At 73.2% G+C, this 22,856-nt stretch carries 22 protein-coding genes and 1 pseudogene; 8 read left to right on the plus strand and 15 right to left on the minus strand.

Annotated elements, in window-relative coordinates; translation table 11 throughout:
* Positions 1-86: 86 nt before the first annotated feature.
* The gene (locus tag AB0873_RS27690; RefSeq protein ID WP_366603321.1) at positions 87-785 is read left to right on the plus strand and encodes a cation transporter; all 699 of its coding nucleotides are present in this window, start codon (positions 87-89) and stop codon (positions 783-785) included.
* 99 nt (positions 786-884) lie between these two features.
* Here AB0873_RS27690 and AB0873_RS27695 read toward each other — a convergent pair whose 3' ends face one another.
* On the minus strand, positions 885-1,982 hold the full coding sequence (locus tag AB0873_RS27695; protein ID WP_366603323.1) for a hypothetical protein: 1,098 nt from the start codon (positions 1,980-1,982) through the stop codon (positions 885-887).
* 176 nt (positions 1,983-2,158) lie between these two features.
* Between AB0873_RS27695 and AB0873_RS27700 the strand changes: the two genes are divergently transcribed.
* The gene (locus AB0873_RS27700; RefSeq protein ID WP_366603325.1) at positions 2,159-2,677 is read left to right on the plus strand and encodes an SRPBCC family protein; all 519 of its coding nucleotides are present in this window, start codon (positions 2,159-2,161) and stop codon (positions 2,675-2,677) included.
* An 8-nt stretch (positions 2,678-2,685) separates the two neighbouring features.
* Here the strand turns inward: AB0873_RS27700 and AB0873_RS27705 are convergent, their stop codons facing one another.
* Together AB0873_RS27705 and AB0873_RS27710 are read right to left on the minus strand one after the other, a co-directional pair.
* A complete protein-coding gene (locus AB0873_RS27705) occupies positions 2,686-3,387 on the minus strand; it encodes a DUF2786 domain-containing protein (RefSeq protein ID WP_366603328.1) in 702 nt (233 codons plus the stop codon).
* Between the two features lie 109 nt (positions 3,388-3,496).
* The gene (locus tag AB0873_RS27710; protein ID WP_155329419.1) at positions 3,497-3,886 is read right to left on the minus strand and encodes a hypothetical protein; all 390 of its coding nucleotides are present in this window, start codon (positions 3,884-3,886) and stop codon (positions 3,497-3,499) included.
* Positions 3,887-4,039: 153 nt separating this feature from the next.
* On the opposite strand from AB0873_RS27710, the gene AB0873_RS27715 reads away from it, so the two are divergent.
* Positions 4,040-5,392, plus strand: coding sequence for an ABC transporter substrate-binding protein (locus tag AB0873_RS27715; protein ID WP_155329420.1), 1,353 nt, complete (start codon positions 4,040-4,042; stop codon positions 5,390-5,392).
* A gap of 56 nt (positions 5,393-5,448) precedes the next feature.
* Here AB0873_RS27715 and AB0873_RS27720 read toward each other — a convergent pair whose 3' ends face one another.
* Both AB0873_RS27720 and AB0873_RS27725 read right to left on the minus strand, forming a co-directional pair.
* On the minus strand, positions 5,449-6,192 hold the full coding sequence (locus AB0873_RS27720; RefSeq protein ID WP_155329421.1) for an enoyl-CoA hydratase/isomerase family protein: 744 nt from the start codon (positions 6,190-6,192) through the stop codon (positions 5,449-5,451).
* A complete protein-coding gene (locus AB0873_RS27725; RefSeq protein ID WP_366603330.1) occupies positions 6,189-7,046 on the minus strand; it encodes a 3-hydroxyacyl-CoA dehydrogenase family protein in 858 nt (285 codons plus the stop codon). The genes AB0873_RS27720 and AB0873_RS27725 overlap by 4 nt, the downstream gene beginning before the upstream one ends.
* 182 nt (positions 7,047-7,228) lie before the next feature.
* Between AB0873_RS27725 and AB0873_RS27730 the strand changes: the two genes are divergently transcribed.
* A complete protein-coding gene (locus AB0873_RS27730; RefSeq protein WP_155329423.1) occupies positions 7,229-7,525 on the plus strand; it encodes a hypothetical protein in 297 nt (98 codons plus the stop codon).
* A 10-nt stretch (positions 7,526-7,535) separates the two neighbouring features.
* Here the strand turns inward: AB0873_RS27730 and AB0873_RS27735 are convergent, their stop codons facing one another.
* Positions 7,536-8,318, minus strand: coding sequence for a class I SAM-dependent methyltransferase (locus AB0873_RS27735; protein WP_366603332.1), 783 nt, complete (start codon positions 8,316-8,318; stop codon positions 7,536-7,538).
* A gap of 113 nt (positions 8,319-8,431) precedes the next feature.
* Here AB0873_RS27735 and AB0873_RS27740 point away from each other — a divergent pair, with 113 nt between their 5' ends.
* On the plus strand, positions 8,432-8,812 hold the full coding sequence (locus AB0873_RS27740) for a PPOX class F420-dependent oxidoreductase (protein WP_155329425.1): 381 nt from the start codon (positions 8,432-8,434) through the stop codon (positions 8,810-8,812).
* 135 nt (positions 8,813-8,947) lie between these two features.
* Here AB0873_RS27740 and AB0873_RS27745 read toward each other — a convergent pair whose 3' ends face one another.
* The gene (locus AB0873_RS27745; RefSeq protein ID WP_007073996.1) at positions 8,948-9,157 is read right to left on the minus strand and encodes a BldC family transcriptional regulator; all 210 of its coding nucleotides are present in this window, start codon (positions 9,155-9,157) and stop codon (positions 8,948-8,950) included.
* Positions 9,158-9,398: 241 nt separating this feature from the next.
* On the minus strand, positions 9,399-10,238 hold the full coding sequence (locus AB0873_RS27750; protein ID WP_155329426.1) for a hypothetical protein: 840 nt from the start codon (positions 10,236-10,238) through the stop codon (positions 9,399-9,401).
* 213 nt (positions 10,239-10,451) lie between these two features.
* Between AB0873_RS27750 and AB0873_RS27755 the strand changes: the two genes are divergently transcribed.
* Both AB0873_RS27755 and AB0873_RS27760 read left to right on the plus strand, forming a co-directional pair.
* Positions 10,452-11,534, plus strand: a complete 1,083-nt coding sequence (locus tag AB0873_RS27755) for a Glu/Leu/Phe/Val dehydrogenase dimerization domain-containing protein (RefSeq protein WP_366603334.1) — start codon at positions 10,452-10,454, stop codon at positions 11,532-11,534.
* A gap of 292 nt (positions 11,535-11,826) precedes the next feature.
* A complete protein-coding gene (locus AB0873_RS27760) occupies positions 11,827-12,042 on the plus strand; it encodes a DUF3073 domain-containing protein (protein ID WP_155329428.1) in 216 nt (71 codons plus the stop codon).
* Positions 12,043-12,178: 136 nt separating this feature from the next.
* Here the strand turns inward: AB0873_RS27760 and amcA are convergent, their stop codons facing one another.
* The 5 genes from amcA to AB0873_RS27785 all read right to left on the minus strand — a co-directional run bounded on the left by amcA (position 12,179) and on the right by AB0873_RS27785 (position 16,899).
* Complete coding sequence (amcA, locus tag AB0873_RS27765; RefSeq protein ID WP_366603336.1) at positions 12,179-12,415, minus strand: multiple cyclophane-containing RiPP AmcA; 237 nt, start codon at positions 12,413-12,415, stop codon at positions 12,179-12,181.
* Positions 12,384-13,487 (minus strand): cyclophane-forming radical SAM peptide maturase AmcB, encoded by a 1,104-nt coding sequence (gene amcB, locus AB0873_RS27770; RefSeq protein ID WP_366603365.1) that lies wholly within the window; start codon positions 13,485-13,487, stop codon positions 12,384-12,386. The genes amcA and amcB overlap by 32 nt, the downstream gene beginning before the upstream one ends.
* Before the next feature lie 166 nt (positions 13,488-13,653).
* Positions 13,654-14,808 (minus strand): phosphoribosylformylglycinamidine cyclo-ligase, encoded by a 1,155-nt coding sequence (purM, locus tag AB0873_RS27775; RefSeq protein ID WP_155329431.1) that lies wholly within the window; start codon positions 14,806-14,808, stop codon positions 13,654-13,656.
* Between the two features lie 60 nt (positions 14,809-14,868).
* Entirely contained in the window at positions 14,869-16,386 is a 1,518-nt protein-coding gene (gene purF / locus AB0873_RS27780; protein ID WP_155329432.1) for an amidophosphoribosyltransferase, read from the minus strand.
* A 159-nt stretch (positions 16,387-16,545) separates the two neighbouring features.
* On the minus strand, positions 16,546-16,899 hold the full coding sequence (locus AB0873_RS27785) for a sterol carrier family protein (RefSeq protein WP_155329433.1): 354 nt from the start codon (positions 16,897-16,899) through the stop codon (positions 16,546-16,548).
* Between the two features lie 130 nt (positions 16,900-17,029).
* Here AB0873_RS27785 and AB0873_RS27790 point away from each other — a divergent pair.
* Positions 17,030-18,992: pseudogene (locus AB0873_RS27790) on the plus strand (carboxypeptidase-like regulatory domain-containing protein).
* A 359-nt stretch (positions 18,993-19,351) separates the two neighbouring features.
* Here the strand turns inward: AB0873_RS27790 and AB0873_RS27795 are convergent.
* Both AB0873_RS27795 and purL read right to left on the minus strand, forming a co-directional pair.
* A complete protein-coding gene (locus tag AB0873_RS27795; protein WP_366603367.1) occupies positions 19,352-20,107 on the minus strand; it encodes a 2-phosphosulfolactate phosphatase in 756 nt (251 codons plus the stop codon).
* 4 nt (positions 20,108-20,111) lie between these two features.
* A complete protein-coding gene (purL, locus tag AB0873_RS27800; RefSeq protein ID WP_366603339.1) occupies positions 20,112-22,835 on the minus strand; it encodes a phosphoribosylformylglycinamidine synthase subunit PurL in 2,724 nt (907 codons plus the stop codon).
* Positions 22,836-22,856 lie beyond the last annotated feature (21 nt).

The following is a 22,856-nucleotide window of genomic DNA, read 5'->3' on the forward strand; positions in this document are numbered from 1 at the left end:
TCAAAGATCGAGCGAGCTGGGCGATGGCCCGACGGTCACCGGTGCACTCGAACCAACATCAGCTCGAGTGAGACAAGGGTGCACCAATGAGCGCGTCCCTGCTGACGCCGGAGCGTCGGGCGGTGCTGTCCCGGCGCAGCCTGTGGTTGGCCTACGCCACCGCCGGCTACAACCTGATCGAGGGTCTGGTCGCCGTCGCCGCCGGGGCGGCGGCGTCCTCCACGGCTCTGATCGGCTTCGGCCTGGACTCGTTCGTCGAGGTGTCCAGCGCGGCCGTACTCATCTGGCAGTTCCGCTCCCGCGTGCCGGAGGACCGCGAGCGCCGGGCGCTACGGCTGATCGGCCTGTCGTTCTTCGCCCTGGCCGCCTGGGTGACCTTCGACGCCCTCCGCTCGCTTCTCGCCGGCGGCGACGCCGACGCCAGCCCCGCCGGCATCGGTCTGGCCGTGGCGTCGCTGATCGTGATGCCGCTGCTGGTGCGGGCCAAGCGGCGCACCGGCCGGGAGCTCGGTTCCGCCACCGTCATGGCCGACTCCACCCAGACGATGCTGTGCACCTACCTGTCCGCGGTGCTCCTCGTCGGCCTCGCCCTCAACGCCCTGTGGGGCTGGTCCTGGGCCGACCCGATCGCCGGGCTCGTCATCGCTGGCGTCGCGGTGCGGGAAGGCGTGGCGGCGTGGCGCGGCGAGCACTGCGACGACTGCGCACCGCTGCCGGTCTCCGACAACGCCACCGGCCAACCCTCGGGCTGCGCCGACGGCTGCTGCACCGACCGCAAGGCGTAGGAAGAGGATCGACTCCGGATCGGCGGCATGAGGTTTCTCCGGCGGCTGGAAGCCGCGACGCCGGCGGCATGGAGTGATCAAGCGGAGACGACCACCAGGTCACTGGTTCCGGCGTTGGCTGATCCCGCCCTGGATCGCCTCCCACACACTCCGGCCCACCTGTCGCAGGGTCTCGCTGGCCTGCTCGGCCAACTGCGCGGCGCTCGGCGGCCCCTCACCCGGCTCCTCCTGCGGTTCCCTGCCCGCTGCCGACTCCCCACCCGGACCGCCCCGACCCGGACCGCCCTGACCCGGGCCGCCCGGGCCGCCCTGACCCGGGCCACCACCGGGGCCGGGTGCGGTCGGACCGGTCGGACGCCCCTCGCCGGCCGGTTGACCCGTACCGCTCGGACGTCCGGCGGCCTGCTCCCGGAGCGTCCGGTCGGCGACGGCCCCGATCGCCCCGGTCCGCTGACCCAGTTCGTCGGTGGCACCGCCGCCCTCCGGCTCGCCCCGCTCGCCGGCCCCACGGTCCGCTGCTCCGCCGCCGCGGCCACCCGCGCCCTGGCCCACCCCGCCGGCAGTCTGGCCGGCCCCGCCAACGGCCCGGCCGGCCGCCTCGCCGCCAGGTCGGGTCGCCGCACCGCCGGCACGGGTCGCCTCCGTGACGCCCCTCGCCGCCTCGCCGGCAGCACGGGCGACGGACCCCGTGCCGCGGACCGCCTCGGCGGGAGCGCCGGAGAGCTGGCGGGCCGTCGCCGCGAGCTGGTCACCGATGACCTGCTGCGCGGCACGGTTCACGTCGTCGATGGAGGCGCTGGCCGTCCCCGACAGGGTTTCGAGGATCTGCGGGTTGCGGTCGATCGTGGTCAGCGCGCGGTCGAGGATCTCCACCAGCTTCTCGAGGCGTACCTTGAGCAGCGCCTCCGCCTGCACACCGGTGATGTCCAGCTCGACCTTCCGCAGGTGGACGCGGACCCCGGCGTCGATCTGGAGCAGGTTGGCCAGTCGGGCGCGCAGGGAGAGGTCGGCGTCCAGCCCGTCCACCGCGAGGCGGATCGAGTCGACCGACACCTCCGGCACGTCGAGCAGGACGTCCGGCTCGGAGTCCGCGTCCGGCGGGGTCGTGTCCCGACGGGCCGGCTCGGTGCTCACCCGCCACCGGGTCGGCCCGTCGACGGGCCGGTCCGCGCCCCGCTCCTGCCTCTCGTCACTCATGCTCCCCGCTCCGCTCCACGCACCGGCTGCCAAGGACGGTCGGGCGCGCTTACCCGAATTCCGTCCGCCCATCCGGCCGGAGACCCGGTGTACGAACCGGCGTCCCGGGGGGTGTCCGGAACCGGGCAGCACCGCTAAGTCGCACACCCGGGCATCAGCCGGTATGGTCCGGGCCTATGGGACAGGAGATGCCCGATCCGGCCGGCATCCGGCAGTACGTCGAACGGTTCTCGCTCCGCAGCTCACTCCTCGTTCCCGCCTCCGACGAGCAGGCGTTCGGGGTGTTCACCGGCGCGATGACCGACTGGTGGGTGACGGAGTACACGTGGTCGGGGCCCGGTCTCCTCACCGAGCTGGGCATGGAACCCCGGGCCGGCGGCATGCTCTACGAAATCGGCCCGTACGGCTTCCGGAACGACTGGGGCCGCGTGCTGACCTGGGACCCGCCCCGGCGGCTCGTCTTCACCTGGCAGATCGGCGCGGACCGCGTCCCGGTCCCCGACCCCTCCCAGGCCAGCGAGGTCGAGGCGCTGTTCCAGCCGGACCCGTCCGGCGGCACCCGGGTGGAGCTGGAGCACCGGCACTTCGACCGGCACGGCACGGCGGCGGAGGGCTACCGCGAGGCACTCACCGCCGGCTGGCACGAGCTGCTCTCCCGCTACGCGAGCGTCGTCGCGAAGCGCGTCGCCGGCTGAGCATCGCCTCAGCGGCCGATACCCGGGCGAGGGCCGGTGCTGACACCGCGACCGCCGAGGTCGGCGCGGTGGCCGGCGGTGGCACCGGAGCGGAATCCGGTCCCGGCCAGCCGCCGCCTCGGGGCCGTACGAAGCCGCGGGTAGACCTCCGCGAGCCGGCGCTGCACCCGGTCGGAGCGGTCGGCCAGGACCAGCGCGACGGAGGGCTCACCCGAGTCGCTCGCCGCCGCCACCTCCGCCGCCCGCAACCGCTCCCCGATCACCTGCGCGAACCCGGCCAGCCAGGACCGCCGGAACGCGGCGGGGTGCTCGTCCGGCGGGACCGGGGTGCCGGCCAGGCCGTGCGCGGCCTGCACCAGCAGTGAGGTGAAGAGAAGGTCGACCCGTTCGAGGTCGCTCGCGAAGCCGAAGAGGTGCATCGCGAAGCCGCTGCCGTGCCGACGGCGTACGCAGCGGCAGCGCAGCGGATCGGCGACGGCCGCGAGCAGGCCCGCCTTGTCCCGGGCGTACGGGGCGACGACCTCGACCCCCCGGTCGCCGACCGGGTCGGTGGCCGGGTCGCGGGCGGCCAGCAGCGCACGGTCGACGCCGTAGCGGGCGATCAGCTCGGTCGCCTTGGCCATGAACGCCGCCGACTCGGCGGGTGTGCAGGCCGGGTCCTCCGCCTTGGCCAGCAGCTTGCGGACCTTGCTCAGCATCGCCTCGGACATGTGCACAGGCCTATCACGGGCGGCGGACGACGGACGAGGTGACGCGTCAACCCCGCGACGGCGGCACCGGCCGAGGTGTCGCGGCGCCCGCCCCCCGACGGGCGCCGCGCTACCCGGCGCGACTGCGAAGGGTGGCCACCGTCGACCCGGCCAGGGTGAGCAGGCAGTCCGGCAGGAGCCCGTCGGCCGCCGCCGCGCCGAACAGCGCCGCGCCGGTGTCGGCGTCGGAGTTGGCGTACGCGCTCACGAAGCGCGCCACCCAGCGGGTGTCGTAGCCGGCCTCGTCGATGCCGGGGAAGTCGAGGGCGCAGGTGCCGGAACCGGTCGGCTGGCCCACCATCGTCGCGGCGAGACACCACGCGACCCCGTACGCGCCGGCCAGGCCCGACCGGTCGACGACGGCGTCGAAGGTGCCGCAGACCGCCTCCCCGTCGCCGGCCAGCGCCGAGCGGAGCACCGCTGCGGCGTCCTCCTGCGTCTGCTGTGGTGAATCGGTCACGCAGGGCACGGTAGGACGGGCCGTCAAGCGCCCGCCGGGCCGTAACTCTCCGTGAGCAAGGGGCCTACCTGCGGATTGAGGCACGGCCACGGTCCCGCGGGAAAGCCGGGCACGCTAATCTGCGCAGCGGACCTTCGCGGAGGAAGGACGACCATGCTCATCTCACGCGCCTCGCGGGCAGCCACCCTGGCCGCCTGCGCGACGTTCCTGCTCGCCACCAGCGCCTGCGGGACCGACAAGCCCGAAGAGGGCAGCACCAACACCCAGGTGCGCCTCTACGGCACCGACGGCAACATGCTCAACTCCTACGCCGCAGAGCTGAAGGAGCGGGCCGGTCTGGTCGACGGTATGAAGGGCACCACCCCGCTGACGCCGCTGCCGGAGGACTTCAAGCGCCGGCTGCTGGCCGTCGACCCGAACCTGACGGACTTCCTCTACGCGGCGGAGGCGTACGACGCGGTGCTGATCAGCGCGCTCGCCGCGCAGCTGGCCGGCAGCACCGACCCGGCCGCCATCGCGAAGCAGATCGTCGGCGTCACGAACGGCGGGCAGCGCTGCGAGACGGCCGCCAGCTGCCTCGATCTGGCCCGCAAGGGGCAGGACATCGAGTACCGCAGCGTCTCCCTGACCCGGGCCGGCTTCACCGACGCCGGTGAGCCGTCCACGGCCAGCTACGCCACGCTGCACTTCGACGGGCAGCAGATCAACGACGGCAAGACCGAGTTCGTCGGGGCCGGCCTCGAGTCGGGGGCGAGCACCAAGGCTCCGCCGCGGCCGAAGAAGCAGGGCACCGGCGCGGCCGACCGCAACGACGGCTCCCCGCTGGTGCTGGGCGGTCTGCTGCCGAAGACCGGTGACCTCGCGATCGCCAACCCTCCGCTGTCCGCCGGAGCCGCGCTGGCCATCAAGGAGATCAACGCCGCCGGTGGCGCCCTGGGCGACCCGGTCACCTGGATCGACGGTGACGACGGCACCAACCCGGCGGTCGCCAAGGCCACCGTGGCCAGCCACGTCGAGGCCGGCGTACACGTCATCATCGGCGCGGGCGGCTCGGGCATCTCCCGGGAGGTGCTGCCGGACGTGGTGAAGGCCGGCCTGGTCCTGTTCTCCCCGTCGAACACCGACGCCAGCCTGACCGACCTGGACGACAAGGGTCTCTACTTCCGGACGGCCCCGCCGGACAGCCTCCAGGGTCGGGCGCTCGCCGACGTGATCATGCGGGACGGCCCGCAGAAGATCGCCATCGTGGCCCGTAAGGACTCCTACGGTGAAGGCCTGCAGGGCTTCGTCCGGGCCGAGCTGGAGAAGGCCGGCATCGGCGCGGACCGGCTGAAGCTGCTCACGTACGAGCCGCCGGAGGACGCGAAGGCCAAGCCGGTCGACTTCACGTCCGGCGCCCAGGAGATCAAGTCCTTCGGGGCCGACGCCGTCCTGATCATCGGCTTCGGTGAGTCGGCCGCGGTGATCCGTGCGCTCGCCGACGCGGGGGTGCAGCTGCGGCGTTGAGCCGCCGAACGGACCGCGACGGCCGCACCGGGTGAACCGGTGCGGCCGTCTCCGTGTCAGCGGTCGCGGCGGCGTTCCAGGAACTCGGTCATCCGCCGGTGCTTCTCCTCGTCCTCGAAGAGCACCGCCTGGCTGACCAGGTCCAGCTGCGGGTGGGCGGCGGCCGGCGCGTCCACCGCCAGTTTGGTGAGCCGCAGCGCCAGGGCGGAACCCTTCGCCATCTCGTCCAGCAGGCCGTGAGCCGTCGGCAGCAGGTCGGCCGGCTCGGCGACCACCCGGTTGACCAGTCCGATCCGCAGCGCCTCGTCGGCGTCCACCCGCCGGCCGGTGAAGAGCAGCTCCTTGGCCCGCGCCTCCCCGACCAGCGCCGGCAGGCGGTGGGTCGCACCGGCGCCGGCCAGGATCCCCAGCCGCACCTCCGGCTGCCCGAAGACCGCACGGGCCGTGCAGACCCGCAGGTCACAGGCGTACGCCAGCTCGGCGCCTCCGCCCAGGGCCGGTCCGTCGACGGCGGCGACGGTCGGCATGGGCAGCGCCCGGATCCGGGCGAACACGGCGGAGTTGATCGCGGCCAGCGCGTCCAGGCGACCCCGCTCCCGGAGCTGCCCGATGTCGGCACCGCCGGCGAAGATGCCCTCCGCGCCGCCGGTGAGCAGCAGCAGCCGGGGGCGCGCCTCCAGCGCGGCGCACAACTCGTGCAGGCTCCGCACCAGGTCGGCGTCGATGGCGTTGCGCTTCTCCGGGCGGTCCAGCGTGGCGACCACCCGGTCGGCGTGCTCCTCGACGCGCAGCCCGGTCACGCCTTGGCCCCGTTCTCCCAGCGGTAGAAGCCCTGTCCGGACTTCCTGCCCAGCCTGCCGGCGGCCACCATCTCCACCAGCAGCGGCGGCGGCGCGAACCGGTCGCCGTACGCGGCCTGGAGGGTACGCGCGATGTCCAGCCGGACGTCCAGGCCGACCAGGTCGGTGAGTTCCAGCGGGCCGACCGGGTGCCGGTATCCGAGCACCATCGCCTTGTCGATGTCGGCCGGGCTCGCAACCCCGTCGGCGACCATCCGGATCGCCTCCAGCCCCAGCGTGACGCCGAGCCGGGAGGTGGCGAAGCCGGGCATGTCGCGTACGACGACGGGGTCCTTGCCCAACCGGCCGGCGAGCGCGACGGCCGCGTCGGTGGTCTCCGGCGCGGTGGCCGGGCCGACCACGACCTCGAGCAGCGCCATCGCCCAGACCGGGTTGAAGAAGTGCAGGCCGAGGAAGCGGTCCGGGCTGGCCAGCCCGTCGGCCAGCTCGGCGATCGAGATGCTGGAGGTGTTGCTGCCGAGCAGCGCCGGGCGCAGCGCCTCGGCGTCACGCAGGACGGTCCGCTTGAGGTCGGTCCGCTCCGGTACGGCCTCCACGACGACGTCCGGCCCCTCCGCGACCTCGGCGAGCGCGCCGCGCAGGGTCATCCGCGACCCGTTCGTCGCCGCCTGCTCGGCGGTCAGCCTGCCGCGGCCCACCGCCCGGTCCCACAGCTCGCCCAGGCGGGCCACGGCGGCCTCGCCCCGCGCCCGGTCGACCTCGACCAGTTCCACCGAGTACCCGGCCCCGGCCGCCACGTACGCGATCCCGAGCCCCATCGTGCCGGCCCCGACGACGACACAGCGGTCGTTCATGACGCCTCCCTGCCTCGGGCGGCGCCACGGGGTTCGCCCGCGCCTCTCCGCCTGTTCGACTCGCTCATGCGGCCGACCCTATTAGGGCCTGCGTCGACGTCCCCGGCCGGCCCGCGCCGGCAGGCGTGGCGCCGGGACGGTCCGGGTACTTGTCGGGGCATCGATCGAAGGAGGACGACGAGATGAGCCAGTCACCGGAGACCACGGACGCCGTCGGCCCGGCGGAGACCGTCGAGACGCGCGGGGACGACCGGGTGGACCTGCTGCGCGCGGACACCAACAACGACGGCCGCACCGACGTGTGGGTGGTGGACACCGACGGGGACGGCAGGGCGGACCTGTTCCAGTTCGACACCGACGGCGACGGCACGGTCGACGTGACGATGGTCGACCTGGACGAGGACGGCACCCCGGACACGGTGGTCGACGGCGACGGCGGCCTGCCTCCCGAGCCGCTCCCCCCGACCGTCCAGGTGTGAGGACGCCGTCCTACCGCCCGCGCAGGCGGAGCGTCGCCAGGTAGTACGGGGCGTCCTGGTCGTCGACGTCGGTCAGGCGCCAGGGGCTGTCGTGGACCAGCGCGCCCAGTTCCTCGGCCGAGCACACCAGGTAGTCGAACCAGGGCGTTCCCAGTTCCCGGTAGCGCAGCCGCAGCCGGAGCTGCCCGCCGAGGCGGCCCCGGCGGCGGTTGCGCTCGTGGTATCCGGTGTGCACCGGGTCGCGGGTGCCGTACGGGTCGGTGCCGTGGGCGATGACCTGCGCGCCGGGGCGGGCGAGCGCGGCGAGCGCGGCGAGGAAGCCGGGTGCCCGCTCGCGCCCCTCGATCAGGCCGAGGTTGTTGCCGAGCAGCAGGAAGGTGTCGTAGCGCCGCCCGTCGGCGACGTGCGCGTCGACCGTCCCGTGCACCAGGTCGCGTACGCCCCGGCGGCGGCACACGTCGAGCGCGCCCGCCGAGGTGTCCAGTCCGGTCACCGGTACGCCCCGCTCCTGGAGCAGCAGCGCGATGCGGCCCGCCCCGACACCGACGTCCAGGGTGGCGCCGCGGGCCCGGTCGACCGCCCGGTGGTCGTACGGCTGCCAGTGCTCCGGCCCGTCGAGGTAGTGCGCGGCCGGAGCACCGTTGACCAGGCCGTCGTCGCGTTCGATGATCTCGATGACCGGGCGGGGCAGTCGACCGCCCACGAGCGGTCGGGGGCCGACCCCGGTCGCCACGGCGAGGGCGTCGCGCAGCAGTTCCCCGATCACGTCCCCGATGCGCGGCTCGCCGATCACACCCGTCACGTTAGGCGTGTCGCCCGGATCTTCGCCGGGCGGCCCGGGACGGCGATCCAGGAGACACGCCCAACCGCACCGTCGCGCGACCGCAGCGGCCGTATCCTGGCGGCGTGACCACGCTGGACCGCCTCGCGGCGGAGAAGTACATCCTGCTCACGACCTTCCGGAAGGACGGCCGGGAGGTGCCGACGCCGGTGTGGGCGGTCCGCGACGGCGACGCGCTGGCGGTGTGGACGGTGGCCGACTCGGGCAAGGTGAAGCGGATCCGCCGCAGCGGTGACGTGACGGTGGCGCCGTGCGATGTCCGCGGCCGCCCGCACGGGCCCTCGGTGCCCGGTCACGCCACGCTCTCCGATCCGGCCGGCACGCGCCGGGTCCGGGCGCTGATCAAGGAGAAGTACCGGCTGCTCGGCCGGCTCACGCTGCTCGGCAGCCGGCTGCGCCGGGGCGAGCAGGGGACGGTCGGCATCCGGGTCACCATCAAGGACTAGGTTCTCCGGCCGGCCGGTCGGTCGGCGGCGGGCCCCGGTGCGCTCGGGGAGCAAACGTCGGCCGACACGCGGAAGGGCGGCGGACCGATCGGTCCGCCGCCCTTCGCACATCGTCTGGTTGACTGTCGGTGCTGGTCAGTCCCCCTGGCGCTGCTGCGGGATCTGCCCCTGCAGCAAGGCCCTGACCTCCGACTCCCGGTACCGACGGTGTCCGCCGAGGGTCCGGATGGCGCTCAGCTTGCCCGCCTTGGCCCACCGGGTCACCGTCTTCGGGTCGACACGGAACATCGACGCCACCTCGGCCGGCGTGAGCAGCGGCTCCGGTTCGTGCGTTCGCGATGCCATGGGTCACTCCTCCACATGTATAGACATCGGCCGGGGTCCCGCCGGCCGACGCGTCTCCCATGGTCCGGCTAGTCCCCGATGTCCGACATGGGCCGAACGGCCGAACGTCCCTAGACGGACGGATGAACCATGCCCGAATTATGCGACTTTTACACGGCAGAAAGTACCTTATTCGGACTCATGATCACGGTTCGTGATGCGTCAACTACGAAGGACCCTCGCGTTATCGTGCAATATGTCGCTAATTGCACCGCTCGAGCAGCTGCACCGCCCGCCAGCGCGCCACCAGCTTGTCGTACGCCGCCGACGCCTCCTCGGCCTCGCCCCGCGACAGCCCGCTGAGACCGGCCGCGACCAGCTCCGGCGAGTCGTCGGCGGCGAGCGTCTCGTCGGAGAGCAGCTCGACCAGCCCGCCGTAGTCCAGTTCCACCACCGACCGCGGGTGGAACTCCTCCAGCCAGCGGGCCGCCTCCTCCACGGCCTCGGTGATCGGCGCCGCACCGACGGACTTGCGCAGCACCGCCAGAGCGCGGGACGCGCGACGGCGGGCCTTGGAGATCTCCGTCCGGTAGCGCAGCGCCCGCCGGCCCGGCCGGGTCACGTGGTGCCGTTCCTCCGCGTCGAAGAGGACGAACCACCGCAGCGGCACCCCCCAGGTGGCGATCTGCTCGTGCACCCGGGGAACGCCGTGTTCCAGCACCCGCGCCCCGCTGCGCCAGTCGTCCACCACCGCCTTGGCCTGCCCGGCCAGCACCGGGGGCACGAAGGCGTCGGCCAGCACCGGCGGTACGCCGTCCCGCGCGCTCAGCGCCGCCTCCGCCACCCGGATGCGCAGGTTCCACGGGCAGACCAGCAGGGTGTCGTCGGTCTCCAGGACGTACGCCTCGTCGGGCAGGTCCGGCAGGCGCGTCCAGCCCGCGCCGAGCGCCTCGATCACCGACGTCCGCTGCCGTCCGGGGCCCTCCACCGGGGCCACGGCGCGTCCCTGCTCGACGTAGCGCCGCCAGTACGACTGACGGTCGCGATCAAAGGCGGTCAGCGGTTCGTACACGCGCAGGTATGAAGCGAAGAGCGACGGCACGGCGCGATCCTCCCACGAGTCGGACACGTAGCCCCGCCCGCACCGCACCGGACGCGCCACGGGCGACCACGGCCGGTCCCGGCCTGCGGACGCCACGCGCCGGGGACGGCGGGACGGCGTCGGCCGATACTAGGCTCAGCGGCACCGGCAGCATCCCGCCGGCGTCCACAGGTCCGCGGCCCACAAGGCCGCACCCCACACCAGGAGCGAGTCATGGGCGTATTCGCCACCACCGACGACCCGGGGTCGACTGGCCACGAACAGGTCGTGTTCTGCCAGGACAAGCAGACCGGCCTCAAGGCGATCATCGGCATCTACTCCACCGCGCTGGGCCCGGCGCTCGGTGGTACCCGGTTCTACCCGTACGCGAGTGAGGAGGCCGCCCTCGCCGACGTGCTCGACCTGTCCCGCGGCATGGCGTACAAGAACGCCCTCGCCGGTCTGGACCTGGGCGGCGGCAAGGCGGTCATCTGGGGTGACCCGGAGCAGGTCAAGAGCGAGGCGCTGCTGCGCGCGTACGGCCGCTTCGTCGAGTCGCTCGGCGGCCGCTACTACACCGCCTGCGACGTCGGCACCTACGTCGCCGACATGGACGTAATCGCCCGCGAGACCCGGTACGTCACCGGCCGCAGCGTCGAGCACGGCGGCGCGGGTGACTCCTCGGTCCTCACCGCCTGGGGCGTCTTCCAGGGCATGCGCGCCGCCGCCGAGCACGTCTGGGGTGCGCCGACGCTGCACGGGAAGCGGGTCGGCGTGGCCGGCCTGGGCAAGGTCGGCAAGTACCTGGTCGGCCACCTGGTCGACGACGGCGCCGAGGTGGTGGCGACCGACGTCAACCCGAAGGCCCTGGAGTGGGCCCGCACGACCTACCCGCAGGTGACGCTGGCCGACGACGCCGCCGCGCTCGTCGCCGCCGACATCGACGTGTACGCCCCGTGCGCGCTGGGCGGCGCCCTGAACGACGACACGGTGCCGGTGCTGCGTGCCAAGGTGGTCGCCGGCGCGGCCAACAACCAGCTCGCCCACCCGGGCATCGAGAAGGTCCTCGCCGACCGCGGCATCCTGTACGCGCCCGACTACGTGGTCAACGCCGGCGGGGTGATCCAGGTCGCCGACGAGATCGAGGGCTTCAACTTCGAGCGGGCCAAGCTGCGGGCCACGAAGATCTACGACACCACGCGGGAGATCCTCCAGCTCGCCGACGCCGAGGGCGTGCCGCCGGCGGTGGCGGCGGACCGGCTGGCCGAGCGCCGGATGGCGGAGGTCGGCCGGCTGCGGACGATCCACCTGCCCTGATCCGGGTCCCGGGGGCGGCGCCAGCCGGTTCCGCCCCCGGCCTCCCGAACCCTGCCGCCGCCGTTAAGCTCTATTCGAGGCGAATTGTCCGGTGTCACGGGCGCACACGCGATCGGTCCTTACCGGGTACACTGTGTGACGGCTGGACCACCGCGACGCGCGGAGCCGGTCGACGGTAACCCGAGGTGCCGAACGACGGCATCCCCATGTACCGTAAGAGCCACGAGAGATGCCTGACGTCATCGGGGCCCGCCTTCGGGCTGCCCCGCATTCTGTGCGAGGGGGTCGAGCCATGGGGCGCGGCCGTGCTAAGGCCAAGCAGACAAAGGTGGCCCGGGAGTTGAAGTACCACTCCCCGAACACCGACCTCGCCGCCTTGCAGCGAGAACTCGGCGGCAGCCGCAAGTCGGACCACGACTTCGACGACGACTACAAAGAGTATGTCGACGACGATGACGAGGACCACGCGGACGACGACCCGGAGTCCTGGGTCCGTCCCACCCGCTGACCCCCGGTCGCAACTGAGCACGCGGTAAGCCCCGCGTGCTCACGTATGTGCCCGTTCGGCAGCGGCGTCCCGACTGAAAGCCCAGGGGCCGGCCGGACCCCGTCCGGCCGGCCCCTGGCTCGGCGGCCGCCCGTGTTCAGCGCGGGCGGTTGTTCCAGTTGTAGAAGGTCGGGATGTTCTCGAAGTGGTTCCAGGCGCAGACCGCACTGGCGCCGTCGCCACCCGCCACCTCCGCACGTAGTCGACGCGCGACCTCGGCCTCCTGGAGCAACGCGGACAGGCCCGGGCCCGCCGCGCGGACGCGGTCGGCGACCTCCTCCAGGGCGACCCCCGTCGCTCGCTCAGGCTGCCGGTGACCGGTGGTCTCTGGCATGCTCCAACACTCCCTCCAGTAGGCGGATCTTGCTGTTGCGGCAGTGTTCGGTCTCCGTACCGTCGAAACGCCCCAGTTCGAAGTAGCGATTGGCGGCGTGACCGCCGCCACAGAATCCGAAGTACGGGCAGGACGTCCGGCAGGCCTCCACACCGGTGAGGAACTCGCCGACCCAGGGCGTCCCCTCGGCGCCGGCGAGGATCTCCGCCAGCGACGTGACCAGCACGTTGCCACTGCTGAAGTCGCCGTACCGGGGATCGGTGAAGCCGGCCAGCTCGGGCGACAGGACGGTCACCGACCCGTCGTGGCCGACGGTGGGGATCGGGTCCAGCCGGCGGGGCAGCAGATCGTCGGCGGTGCCGTCGAGCACCGCGGCGGCGTACCGCAGCGACCACTCGACCTCGCGCAGGTGGATCCGCGGGTCCCGGCGCCAGGCCGCCACCAGTTCCGCCCAGAACGCGGTCACCGCCGCGGGATCGTGGCTGTTGTCCCGTGTGTTGACGCCCTCGGTCTCCTCGATGTTGACGCCCAGCACGTCGGGGCCGAGGTCGAGGAAGTAGTCGTACAGCTCGGTGGCGAGACCGGGCTCCGGGCGGCCCACCACGGCCAGCGCCGAGAAGGGCAGCCCGTGCCGGCGCAGCGCCTCCACACCACGCACGATCCGGTCGTACGCCGGCCGCCCGCCCCGGCCGACCCGGTCACCGTTGCGCTCCCGCGGCCCGTCCACGCTGACGCTCACCCGGACCCGGTGCTCGGCGAAGAACCGGCACCAGTCGTCGTCGATCAGCGTCGCGTTGGTCTGGACGTGGTGCTCGACCTCCGGCCCGAACGGTGCGATCAGCGCCGCGAGGTGCTCCCGGCCGGCAGCGAGGGGCTCACCCCCGTGCCACACCACCGAGAAACGGCCGGCCCGCGCCCACGGGTTGACCGACGCCGCCACCGCCTCCGCCACCGGAACCGGCATGCGCCGGTCGACCGCCCGGAACGGCAGGTAGCAGTACGCGCAGTCGAGGTTGCAGAGGGTGGTGGGCTGCATCACGACGTACGTCGGGACGGTGGCCAGGCCACGCATCCCGCCGATCGACCGTCCCCGAGCAGCCATCGCCCTCCTCTGCCGCGCCTGGGGAGCTGTCCAGGCACGGCGTGCCCGGCAGCGTTGAGGGTGCCCTTCAGGCTAGGCGGCGATGTCCACTCGGGTGAAGCCCTGATCAGGTGCCCGTACGATCACCAGAGCGTGATCATCCGCGGGTGTGCTGCCCGATCATCTGGACATTGCCGGAGCCCTCGATGATCTCGCCGGCCTGCCAGGCGTCGACCCCACGCCCGGTGAGGGTGGCCAGCGCCCGGTCCGCGTCCTCGGCCGAGACGATCGCGAACATGCCGACGCCCATGTTGAACGTCGCTTCCATCTCCGGGTCCTCGATCCGGCCCTTGGACTGCACCAGGTCGAAGATCGGCTGCGGCTTCCACGTGGAGCGGTTGACCACCGCGTCGACGTGCTCCGGCAGGATCCGGACCAGGTTGCCCGGGATGCCGCCGCCGGTGACGTGCGCGAGCGCCCGCACCTCCGCCTCGGCGATCAGCTTCAGGCAGTCCTGCGCGTAGATCTTCGTCGGGGTCAGCAGCTCCTCGCCGAGCGTGCGCTGGCGGCCGAAGTCCTCGATGACCACGTCGAGCCGCATCCGGCCGGCGCCGAGCAGGACGTGCCGGACCAGCGAGTACCCGTTGGAGTGCAGGCCGGACGACCGCATCGCGATCACGACGTCGCCCACCTCGACCCGCTCCGAGCTGAGGATCTCGCTCTCCTCCACCACGCCGACGCCGGTGGCGGAGATGTCGTACTCGTCCGGGCGGAGGACGCCCGGGTGCTCGGCGGTCTCGCCGCCCAGCAGCGCGCAGCCCGCGTACCGGCAGCCGTCGGCGATGCCGGCGCCGATCTCGGCGACCTTGTCCGGGACGACCTCGCCGGTGGCGATGTAGTCCAGCAGGAACAGCGGCTCGGCGCCGCAGGCCACCAGGTCGTCCACCACCATCGCGACCAGGTCGATGCCGACCGTGTCGTGGATGTCCATCTGCTGCGCGATGACCAGCTTGGTGCCCACGCCGTCGGTGGACGAGGCGAGGATCGGGTTCTTGTACTTCTGCGTGTCCAGCCGGAACAGGCCGGCGAAGCCGCCCAGGTCACCCATCACCTCGGGCCGCCGGGTCTGCTTGACCTTGGACTTCAGCAGCTCGACCGCCCGGTCACCCGCCTCGATCGAGACCCCGGCGTCCGCGTACGAGACCGCGCGTTTGCGCGCCGGGCGGCCGGTGCCGGCCGTCCAGGGCTGGCGGTCGCCGCCAGCGCCGGTCGGGCTGCTTCCTGCGCCGCTGCGCTCGGACACGTGCGTCACGGTTCTCCCCTTTGGTGGTTCCGATGCGGACCGGCGCCGGCCGGGCCGCACCCGGTGGTGCTACGGGTGGTGGGTGCTTACGACGACCGGAAGGCCGCGCTGCTCGGAGGTCTCGGCGGTGACCCGCCGGCCGACCCCCTCCAAGACGTGCTTCCCGATCAGGTTCGCGGCGGGCAGCTCGATCGGGTACTCACCGTCGAAACAGGCCCGGCAGAGTCGGCTCTTCGGCTGTTCGGTGGCCGCGATGAGGCCGGTGAGCGAGACGTACCCGAGGGTGTCGGCGCCGATCGACCGGCGGACTCCCTCGTTGTCCAGCCCGTTGGCGAGCAGCTCGGCCCGGGTGGCGAAGTCGATGCCGTAGAAGCACGGCCAGGTCACCGGCGGGGAGGAGATGCGGACGTGCACCTCCAGCGCGCCGGCCTCGCGGAGCATCCGCACGATGGCCCGCTGGGTGTTGCCACGGACGATGGAGTCGTCGACCACCACCAGCCGCTTGCCGCGTACGTTCTCGCGGAGCGGGTTGAGCTTGAGCCGGATGCCGAGCTGGCGCAGCGTCTGTGACGGCTGGATGAAGGTCCGCCCGACGTACGGGTTCTTCACCAGGCCGGCGCCGTACGTGATGCCGGACTCGGCGGCGTAGCCGATGGCGGCCGGCGTGCCGGACTCCGGCACGGGGATCACCAGGTCGGCCTCGACCGGATGTTCCTTGGCGAGCTGACGGCCGATCTGCACCCGCGCCGCGTGGACGTTGCGGCCGGCGATGGTGGCGTCCGGACGCGCGATGTAGACGTACTCGAAGAGGCAGCCCTTGGGCTCCGGCGGCGCGAACCGCGTGGAGCGCAGCCCGTCCTCGTCAATCGCGATCAGCTCCCCGGGCTCGACCTCGCGGACCACGCTCGCGCCGACGATGTCCAGTGCGGCGGTCTCGCTGGCGACCACCCAGCCGCGCTCCAGCCGGCCGAGCACCAGCGGGCGGACGCCGTGCGGGTCGCGGGCGGCGTAGAGCGTCGACTCGTCCATGAAGACGAAGCTGAACGCGCCGCGCAGCCGCGGCAGCACCTCCAGCGCGGCGGCCTCGACCGACAGGTCCGGCCGGCTGGCGAGCAGCATCGTCACGAGGGAGGTGTCGTTGGTGGCGCCGTCGGCGACCAGCCCTCGCTCGCCGACCTCCCGCTGGAGGTCGGCGGTGTTGACCAGGTTGCCGTTGTGGGCCAGCGCGATCGTCGTGCCGGAGGTGGTGGACCGGATCGTCGGCTGGGCGTTCTCCCAGTTCGAGGCGCCGGTCGTCGAGTAGCGGGCGTGGCCGATGGCGACGTGCCCACGCAGGCTGGCCAGGGTCGGCTCGTCGAAGACCTGGGCGACCAGGCCGAGGTCCTTGTAGACCACCACGCCCGAGCCGTCGCTGACCGCGATGCCGGCCGCCTCCTGCCCCCGGTGCTGCAACGCGTACAGCCCGAAGTACGTCAGGTTGGCGACCTCCTCGCCGGGCGCCCAGACGCCGAAGACGCCGCACGCGTCCTGGGGGCCGGGACGTTGGGGATCAAGGTCGTGGCTCAGCCGGCCATCGCCTCGGGGCACCTGCCGCTCCCTCATGCTGGACTGGCCTCGCGGGATCGCGGGATCCGCACTGTTCGGCCGGGACCACTGTCGTCGCCTGACAGTGTACGCGAACCCGAAGCGACACAGAAAGTCACGAAATGGCTGCGGGCCGTCACCGGACGCCGATCATCGTCGCAGTTAGAGCGGCAGGTACGGGGAAAGATCCGCCCGGGTCCCGCTCACCCGTACGCGACCCTCCGTGACCGCCTCGGCCCAGTCGAGGCGACCGGTGGCGACCCGCAGCCAGGTCTCCGGGTCCATTTCCACCACGTTCGGCGGGGTGCCACGGGTGTGTCGAGGACCCAAAACGCACTGAACTGCACCGTAAGGTGGGACACGCACCTCCACCGATCGGCCGGGGGCGCGCTCCGCGAGGGCGGTCAACAGGGCACGGACCGCCCCTCGGTACACCGACCGATCAGGCGTACGCCCCTCGTCGAGCGCCGACAACGCCGCCGCGACCGCGGCGGACTTAACGTGCGGAGAGGACACGACGGGACGATACGACCCACGCGCAGCGCGCATCACGCCGGCCCTGGGTCGCGCTGATCCGGTCAGACAAGGCATAGTTGCCGACGGCGTATTCGTACCGTGATGATTCCCGGCCCGGCGCCCGCCGGCCGTGGAGGGTAAGTCAGTCCGGAAGGGCGGTGGACGTGTCAACACACCGACGTGCCTGGAAGCAGCGGGCCGGTGTGGTCGTGGCGCTGGTTGTCGGCGCCCTGCTCACCGTCCCCCCCACCCCCGCGTTCGCGGCTGACGTGGCGGTCACCCCCGGCTCGGTCACCGTCAACGCCGGCAGCGACGCCACGGTCACCGTCACCGTCACGCCGCGCAACAACGACGAGACCGCCCGGATCAGCCTCTCCGGGCTGCCCTCCGGCGTCACCTGCTCCCGCGGGTGCGACGAGCTCCGCTTCAACCCGCCGAACCTGCCCAAGTCGCAACTGGTGACGATCAAGGCGAACGACAACGCCACCGACGCCAACGTCACGGTCACCGTCGCGGTCGAGGCCGACTCGGGTCCCGACACGGCCACGTTCCAGCTCAGCGTCAAGGGCAAGGCCGCCCCGGAGCCGACGCAGGCGCAGACCGTGAAGTCGATTTCCGGCAAGGTGGTCAACCAGGGCGGCGAAGCGGTGCCGAACGCCTACGTGGCCCTCAAGGACGCGAAGGGCGGCAGCTTCGACACCATCGCCGACGGAAATGGCAACTTCCGCTTCACCGGCACCACCAGCAAGCCCATCGCTCCCGGCCGCATCGACATCGGCGCGAGCTTCGACAACGTCACCACCACGAAAAGCTTGAACGCCTCTGCCGGGCAGTCCATCACCGGCCAACGGCTCACCCTCGCGATCAAGGCCGAGACCACGCCGAGCGCCACGCCATCGGCGTCCGTGGAGGCGGCGCCCACCGAGGAGGTGACCGAGGAGGTCGCCGAGGAGTCGGCCGACGCCGCGGCGGCCGCCCCGACCAACGCCAGCAACGCGGACTCGGGCGGCATGGGCTCGCTGCTGATCATCCTGCTGGGCGGTCTCCTCGTCGCCGCCGGTGTCGGCACGATCGTGCTGCTCTGGATGCGGCGCAAGGAGAACGGTGAAGACGCCGAGGACGGCCCGGCCGCTGCCGCCGGCGCCGTGCCCGCCGCCCGGGGCGCGTACCGCGGGGCCGAGGACCACACCCGTGTGGTCAACCCGGCCGGGGCGGCTCCGACGATGGTCGGCGGCGCCGGTCTCGGCGACGCCCCGACGATGATGCACCGCCCGGTGGTCGACGACGTCCCGCCGGACCCGTACGGCGCTCCCCCGCAGCCGTACGGCGCTCCCGCCGGCCAGGGCGGCGGTTGGGCCGGCAGCGGCTACGGCGACGAGCCCGCCGCGCCGGCCGGCTACGGCGCCGCCGGCTACGGCAACGCGCCGTCCTCGGGCGGCGGCTACGGCAACGCGCCGTCCTCCGGTGACGGCTACGGCAACGCGTCCGGTGGCGGATACGGCGGCAACGACTACGGCGCCCCCGCCGGCGCCGCGGCCGGGGCGGGCTACCCACCGGCTCCGGGCGGCGCGCCCGGCTACGGCGAGCGGTACGACGAGCCGACCGGCCGCTACCAGGGCGACGCCACGCAGTACCCGGCACCGGCCGACCCGTACGCGACGGGCATGTACCAGCAGGACGGCGGCTACGGCCAGGCCGACTCCGCGCCCTACGGCCGGGCCGGCGAGCCGACCGGCGGGTACGACCAGCGCGGCGGCTACGACCAGGGCGGCTACAGCGGCGGCGGGTACGGCCAGCAGGGCGGGTACGGCCAGGAGCCCCCGGCCGCCCAGCGTGGCGGCTACGACGACCGCGGCGGCTACGACCAGGGCGGCTACAGCGGCGGCGGGTACGGCCAGCAGGGCGGCTACGGCCAGGAGCCCCCGGCCGCCCAGCGTGGCGGCTACGACGACCGCGGCGGCTACGACCAGGGCGGCTACGACCAGGGCGGCTACGGTGGCGGGTACGGCGACCCGGCGCAGGCCGGCCGGGGCCGACCCGACGGCCCGCCGCAGGACCGCGGCGGTCGCCGCCTGGACTGGCTGGACGACTGACACCGGAACACGACGAACGCTGAGGGGCCGTCCGGCATCGGACGGCCCCTCCCTCGTCTCCGGCACGGTCGGCTATCTGCGAGGTGGTGCTGGACCGCGCACATCGCCGACGGTCCGGCCCCAACGTGATCGGTACGACGACGCCTGGAAGACATTCGTGCCCTTTGCTCTGCTTCACCGGACGCGATGGTTTTCTGGCGTTTCCGTTGCGTAGGTTGAAGCAGAGCAAAGGGCGCGCGCATGACATGCGGCGCTCGGCCGGTGGCATCGGCTGGCACGGGCGAGCAGAGATCCCGGGAAGGAGGGCGCGGGACCCGGCGGACCGTGGCAGCCACGAGCGGTGCAGGCTGCGGTACCGGTCAGGCGCGGGTGAAGACGCCCTGGCGGAGCACCGGCACGACGCCCGAGACGCCGACCTCCACGGCGATCTCCACGTCCTCGGCGAATCCGCCCTCGGCCAGTTCCCGACCGGAGACGCAGCCCCGGACGGCCGCCGGGACGTCCGGTGTGCTGGCGAGTGCGGCGAGCGCCATGGCCGCCTCGACGGACAGGCCGCCCGGCACCCCGGACAGCGCGTCGAGGACGCAGGCGGCACCGAGCTGATCCTCCACGGAGGGGCGCAGCGACCCGTCCGACCAGCGCTCCCCGGCGGCGACGACACCGATCGGCGCGTCCGTCGAGCCGTACCCCTGGTGGCGGAGCCAGCGCCCGACGGCGCGGGCGTTGCGCAGGCAGGCCGCGACGACCGGCAGGCCGGTGGCGCTCGCGGCGGCGCTGATGGCCGAACCGTTCGGTGAGGGCAGGACCAGGTCGGCGACGGCCGGCGCGGTGCGCAGGGCCGCCGGCGACAGTGACCACGGATGGTCCGGGGTGGTGCGTCGGCGGCCGACCGCGGCGACGGCGCCGACGCGGACGGCGTACCCGGCGGCCTGCTCGCCCCACGGGAACGGGTGCACCCGCATGCCCCGGGAGACGGCCACCTCCACGGCGGTGGTGAACGAGAGCACGTCCACCACCACCAGGACCGCGCAGACGCGGCCGAGTTCGGCCGCCCCCGCCAACCCCCACTCGAACCGGGCGCCCGATCCGGGCTGGGAGTGGACGGCGGCGGCCAACACCTCAGCGCTCGTCGGGAGCGGGGGGCTGCTCGGAGTCACCGGAGCCCGGGTCGGACGCCTCGGTGGCGTCGCCGGCCGTCGCCCGCTCCTCGGCCGTCTCGGTCGGCGGGGTCGCGATCACGCCACCGGGCGAAGCGACACCGCCCGACGGCTCCCCGGGCTCGGCGATCGGCTCGGGTGCGCCGGTCACCGGGTCCGGGCCGGACGAGGCGATCGGCTCGCTCACGACCTCGGCCGGGTCGACCGGCTCGGCGTCGGTCGCGGTGGCCAGGGGCACCGCCTCGACGGCGCCGGCCACGCCGGCCGCCGGGGCGTCCACCTCCAGGATCTCCGACCCACCGAAAAGGCGGGGCAGGGTGGCGGTGTGGGCGGCGTGCAGCTCGTCCAGGCCGATCCGGAACTGGCCGTGCACCTCCAGCGCACCGCCGGCCGGGTCGGTGACACCGATCAGCTCGACCGGTACGCCGTGCTCGGCGGCCAGCGCGGTGAACGCCTTCTCGTGCCCGCGCGGCACCGAGACCAGCGCACGGCCGGCGGACTCGCTGAACAGGAAGACGAACGGCATCGACCCGCCCTCGAACCGCTCCGGCACGGCGATCCGGGCCCCGACGCCCCGCCGCAGGCAGGACTCGACCAGGCTCTGCGCGAGACCGCCGTCGGACAGGTCGTGCGCGGAGCTGAGGTGCCCGACCCGCGCGGCCTCCGCCATCAGGTCGGCGAGCGCCCGCTCGCGGGCGAGGTCGACCTGCGGGGGTACGCCGCCGAGGTGCTCGTGGGTCACCCACGCCCACTCGGAGCCGGACAGCTCCACGTGGGTCTCGCCGAGCAGGTAGATCTGGTCGTGGTCGCCGCCGCCGCGCGGGACGAAGCCCATCGACACCCGATCGGCGACGTTGTCCAGCACGCCCAGCACGCCCACCACCGGGGTCGGGTGGATGGCGGCGGCACCGGTCTGGTTGTAGAAGCTGACGTTGCCGCCGGTCACCGGGATGCCCAGCTCGGCGCAGCCGTCGGCCAGGCCGCGGACGGCCTCGGCGAACTGCCACATCACGCCCGGGTCCTCCGGCGAGCCGAAGTTGAGGCAGTCGGTGACGGCGATCGGCTTCGCACCGGTCACGGCCACGTTCCGGTACGCCTCCGCCAGCGCGAGCTTGGCGCCGTGGTACGGGTCGAGGCGCGCGTACCGGCCGTTACCGTCGACGGACAGGGCGACGCCGAGGCCGGTGCGCTCGTCGATCCGGATCACGCCGGAGTCCTCCGGCTGGGCGAGCACGGTGTTGCCCAGGACGTACCGGTCGTACTGCTCGGTGACCCAGGTCTTGTCGGCCAGGTTGGGCGACGCGATCATCCGCAGGACGGTCTCCCGCAGCGCCTCCGGGTCGCTCGGCCGGGGCAGCGTCTCCGCGCGGTCGGCCTGGAGCAGGATCAGGTCGGCCGGCTCGCGCATCGGGCGGGCGTACACCGGGCCGTCGTCCACCAGCGAGCCCGGCGGCACGTCGACCACCAGGTGGTCCCGCCAGGTGATGACCAGGCGGCCCGGCTGACCGTCCGGCGCCGGCGGGGTGACCTCGCCGATCGCGGTGGCCCAGACGCCCCACTTCTCGGCGGTCTTGAGCACGGCCTCCAGCTTGTCCGGCTCGACGACCAGCAACATCCGCTCCTGGGACTCGCTGGCCAGGATCTCGTGCGGCTCCATCGAGGGCTCGCGCAGCGGCACCCGCTCCAACCAGACCCGCATGCCGGTGCCGGCCGCGGCGGCAGTCTCGGTGAGCGCGCAGGTGAGGCCGGCACCGCCCAGATCCTGGATGCCGGCGACCAGTTGGGCGTCGTACAGCTCCAGGCACGCCTCGATCAGGAGCTTCTCCATGAACGGGTCGCCGACCTGCACCGACGGGCGGCGCTGCTCGCTGCCCTCGTCGAAGGTGGCGCTGGCCAGCACCGACACGCCGCCGATGCCGTCCCGGCCGGTCTTCGCGCCCATCAGCACGACGACGTTGCCGGGGCCGACGGCGGCCTTGTTCTGCAGGCGGCTGACCGGCAACACGCCGAGGCAGAGCGCGTTGACCAGCGGGTTGCCCTGGTAGCAGGGGTCGAAGACCACCTCGCCGCCGATGTTGGGCAGGCCGAGGCAGTTGCCGTAGCCGCCCACGCCGGCGACCACGCCGGGCAGGACGCGGGCGGTGTCCGGGTGGTCGGCCGCACCGAAGCGCAACGGGTCCATCACCGCGACCGGGCGGGCGCCCATGGCGAGGATGTCCCGGACAATGCCGCCGACCCCGGTCGCGGCGCCCTGGTACGGCTCGACGAAGCTCGGGTGGTTGTGCGACTCCACCTTGAAGGTCACCGCCAGCTCGTCGGAGACCCGGACCACGCCGGCGTTCTCGCCGATGCCGGCGAGCATCCGGTCGCTCGGCGGCGCCTTCTCCTGGAACTGGCGCAGGTGCACCTTGCTGGACTTGTAGGAGCAGTGCTCGCTCCACATGATCGAGTACATCGCGAGCTCGGCCTGCGTGGGCCGGCGGCCGAGGATCTGCCGGATCCGCTCGTACTCGTCGTCCCGCAGGCCCAGCTCGGTGTACGGCTGGAGCTCACCGGGCGTGCCGCCGGCGCGGGGGACGGTGTCCACGCCGTCGGCCCAGTCGGCGGGCACGGCTTCCCCGGCCGACGCTGCGGGCGCGGCCGGAATGGCGTCCGAGGTCTCCCGGACCGGGTCCTGGATGGTCATGAGCTCTCCTCGCTGCGCTCA

Source organism: Micromonospora sp. NPDC047707, assembly GCF_040704235.1.
In the GTDB taxonomy this organism is placed as follows: domain Bacteria; phylum Actinomycetota; class Actinomycetes; order Mycobacteriales; family Micromonosporaceae; genus Micromonospora.